3 protein-coding genes and 1 pseudogene are annotated in these 3553 nt (G+C 65.8%); 1 reads left to right on the plus strand and 3 read right to left on the minus strand.

Annotated elements, in window-relative coordinates; translation table 11 throughout:
- Window positions 1-82 precede the first annotated feature (82 nt).
- Complete coding sequence (locus ACH2EI_RS18170; RefSeq protein WP_395152951.1) at window positions 83-877, minus strand: hypothetical protein; 795 nt, start codon at window positions 875-877, stop codon at window positions 83-85.
- Complete coding sequence (locus ACH2EI_RS18175) at window positions 874-2322, minus strand: SWIM zinc finger domain-containing protein (protein WP_395152952.1); 1449 nt, start codon at window positions 2320-2322, stop codon at window positions 874-876. The genes ACH2EI_RS18170 and ACH2EI_RS18175 overlap by 4 nt, the downstream gene beginning before the upstream one ends.
- Before the next feature lie 68 nt (window positions 2323-2390).
- Here ACH2EI_RS18175 and ACH2EI_RS18180 point away from each other — a divergent pair, with 68 nt between their 5' ends.
- Complete coding sequence (locus ACH2EI_RS18180; protein WP_395152953.1) at window positions 2391-3215, plus strand: endonuclease/exonuclease/phosphatase family protein; 825 nt, start codon at window positions 2391-2393, stop codon at window positions 3213-3215.
- A gap of 32 nt (window positions 3216-3247) precedes the next feature.
- On the opposite strand, the pseudogene ACH2EI_RS18185 reads toward ACH2EI_RS18180, so the two are convergent.
- A pseudogene (locus ACH2EI_RS18185) lies at window positions 3248-3553 on the minus strand (hypothetical protein); the annotation flags it as partial.

A 3553-nucleotide genomic window follows, 5' to 3' on the forward strand; every position in this document is an offset into this window, starting at 1 on the left:
CTGAACACTCTGGCTGAACACTCTGGCTGAACACTCTGGCTGAACACTCTGGCTGAACACTCTGGCTGAACACTCTGGCTGATCAGGTCGACAGTTCGTCGAGCATGCGGTGCCGAGTCGTTGCCAGGTCGCCAAGCACAGTGGCGAGTCCGTAACCGGGTGAGATCGAGTCGACGGCACCCAAGATGTCGGCGATGTCGAGCAGTGCATCGGCCCGCACCCGAGCGACCAAGTTGATCAGCATGGCGCGGTGCGGATGGCCAAGCGTGCCGTCTTCGAGCGACTGAGCGAGCACGCCTCCGCTTTCGGCCCCTGGCCGGTTAACGAGCTGGGCGAGTTCGGGCGCGATTGGAAGTTCTGGCAGTTCGGCAAGCGCTTCGGGTGTGACCGTGGCGTTCGGGTGGCGGGCCGCGAGGTCGGGGACGTGCCCAACGAGCCAGCGGCCGGTCGATCCAGCGCCGACCATGACACGCGTGCGACGCACCGGGTCCGATCGGTGCCGCATGAGCATCGCCGGTAGCAACTCCGGAGCGATGCGCCAGCCTGCGGTCACGAGGGTCAATATCCATTCGTCTTCGAGCACAGGCCACGATGCGGTGATGTGATGCCAGCGATCGACCGCAGCCGGCACACAGGGCTGCCGATCGTCGCCATCTGGCATCGCCAACTCGTCGAGCGGTGGCCCAGGGATCACGCCGGCACGCCGCACCGCTGTGGTTGCAGCAACCTGCGCGAGCATCCGTTCAGACGCCGTGGTCCGTGCCGTGTCGGCGACCAGATCGGCGATCAGCTGAGGAGCCTCGGGCGGCTCGCGTCGGTCGGTACCCAGCAGTGCCGTGGTGACCAGCGCCTGCCAGTGCTCATCGACTGATTTCATGCTGCGCTCACGAACGACGTGTTCGCACGGGGCCCAACGTCGATGGTCCGGTCGGGTAGGTGGATGGAAAGTGGCACGACTCCGTGCGGCGTCCACTCCACGGTGAGGTCGACCTCGCGACCCTCCGACACTGCGAGCAGCATGGCAAGGCCAGCATCGAATTGACGTGTACCCGCATTGAGAACCGGCAGGCTGCCGGTTGCATCAGCGAGCGCCCATACCTCGCCTGACCTGGCAAGACGTGCCCTGATCGTGACGGGAAGCCGATCGAGCCAGGGTTCAGCGACGAGCATCGAGCCGACCTCATTGCAGCCTTCGGCGATCGTCTGCGACGGCGGTGTGACCGGGTCGACCGGCAATGCATATCGGGCACCGACAAGCGATCGCAGTGCGGGCCCAGGGTAGCGATGCAGGTCGGCATGGAGCGAGGTCCCCACCCTCAGCGACGTGTCGAGGCTCTGCTGGTACGCAGCGAACGACAGACACAGCGCCCACTGACCCGACGATGTTCCGCGCAACCAATGACGACGGACTTCGATGCGGTCCTCGCGCACGTCGCTCCGCCCGGCCACGACCCAGTGGTCAGTGTCTGGCACGCCAGCGAGGACATCGGCTTGCTTGACCTGCCAGCCGACCGCCGTGGCAACGGCATCGGCAAGCGGTCCGGGCAGCGAGCCGAGGTGACGACCGGCCTGCGACAGCAGGTGGAGGAGGCCCAGTTCGGCGAGCACGTCATCGTGCCAGCCGGGCGACGCTCCGACGAGGCCGGCGAGGCGACGGATGCGGTTGGCGAGGCTGCCAGCCTGGGCGTCGACCAGTCGAGCTGCGAGGTCGTCCCAGGTTGCGTAACGTGCGAGCGACGGGTCGGCCAGCCCGGTGCGGATCCGGTCGTCAAGCCAGCGATCAAGTTCTGTTAGCCCGCCATGCATTCGTTGGACACGATCGTTGCGAGCCGTGTTGCGATCGGGCTGCGGCATGGGTGGCGTTGGTTTGCTCTCGCCGATGACATCACCGGCATCGACCGTCTCGGATCCAGCCGCTTCTGGTGCCGCTTCTGGTGCTGAATGGCTGCTGGCGCTGCCGACATCAGTTGAGCGCGACGACGCTGTCCGCTTGGCCGACCGACGATTGATCCAGCTACTGACATGCGCCGGCGGAGGCGTGTCGACGACCTGGTCACGAACCCACAGCAGCAGCAGCGCCAGGCCATGTTTACAGGGCGTCTTGCGGCTCGGGCAGGTACACGTGAAGCTCACATGCTGATGGTCGACCATCGTGTCGTACGGCTCAGACCCGCTCCCCTGGCACGATCCCCACAACGCTGCATCGTCGGCACCGAGGCCGGTCCACCGGGCGGGCGAGGCCAGCGGTTGGGCCGCGGTGATCGCTGCCGCCGATGGCGCGACTGATTCGACCTGCTCGATCGACCACCGGCTCGTTCCCACCCTCTTGAGAGTACCGACCTGGGAGTACCGACCATGCTCCAACCCGTTGTGTGCGACATGATGTGGCCGTGACGAAGCTGGCCCCGACGATGCGTGTGATGACGTGGAATCTGTGGTGGCGGTTCGGGCCGTTCGAACAGCGCCTCCCGGCGATGATCGACACGATGCGCCAGGTCGACGCCGACGTGTTGTGCCTGCAAGAGGTGTGGTCGAACGACGAGCGTGACGTTGCTGACGAGATCGCTGCTGCCCTTGGCATGCACGCTGTGCGGACCGACCCCGTGCTCTGGAATGGCGAATCGTTTGGCAACGCGATCCTCTCGCGCTGGCCTCTCGAACGTGTTGCCTCACTCCCCATTCCCAACGCCGCAGGAACCGACGGACATCGTCGCATCGTCGCGGCGCGCGTCGACACGCCGTGGGGCGCTTGGCCGTTCGCATCGACGCACATCGACCATCGTTTCGACGCATCGGCCGCCCGTCAACTCCAGGTCCGACGATTGCTCGAACTCGGCATCGAGTGGCGTGGTGACCCGTCGAACGACCTCCCGCTGATCGTCGGCGCCGACCTGAACGCGGTACCCGACACCGACGAGATCCGTGTACTGACGGGCCGCTCGGCGGGCGTGCCAGGGATCGTGTTCAGCGACGTGTGGGAGCAGGTCGGCACTGGCCCGGGCCACACGTGGCGAGCAGAGAATCCGTACTCGGCCGACAGCGCCTGGCCGAACCGCCGCCTCGACTATCTGCTCGTGTCGTGGCCTCGGCCGAAGCCCTTCGGCAACCCGACTCGCGCGTGGAACGTTGCGACCGGCCCGGTCGATGTTGATGGCGAACTGGTGTGGGCGAGCGATCACTGCGGCGTCGTCGCCGACTTCGTCACGCCGTCGTGATCAGCCGGGCAGACAACGGTGGGTTTGACCCGTTAGGCGGCGAGGTCGATGTGCAGGACTGACCAGCCGAGTTCGGCTGTTGTTGGCATCCGGTAGCGCGTTCGACCAGCCGCATCGATTGTCGTCGGACACGCCTGCCCAACATCAGCATCATCAGTGGCCCGTTCGGTGTCGGCCCAATCGGGATCGCGTGCGTGCAACGGTTTGATCACACTTCCGTCAGGCCTGATCAGGTGGATGCGGCCGTGTCGGTCACGTCGACCCCGCAACTGTTCGGAATGTTTTCGGCGGTCATGGGATCCGCACAGCGGCATCGAGTTGGCCTGATCGGTTTCGCC

It is taken from the genome of Ilumatobacter sp. (genome assembly GCF_041688325.1).
Lineage (GTDB): Bacteria > Actinomycetota > Acidimicrobiia > Acidimicrobiales > Ilumatobacteraceae > Ilumatobacter_A.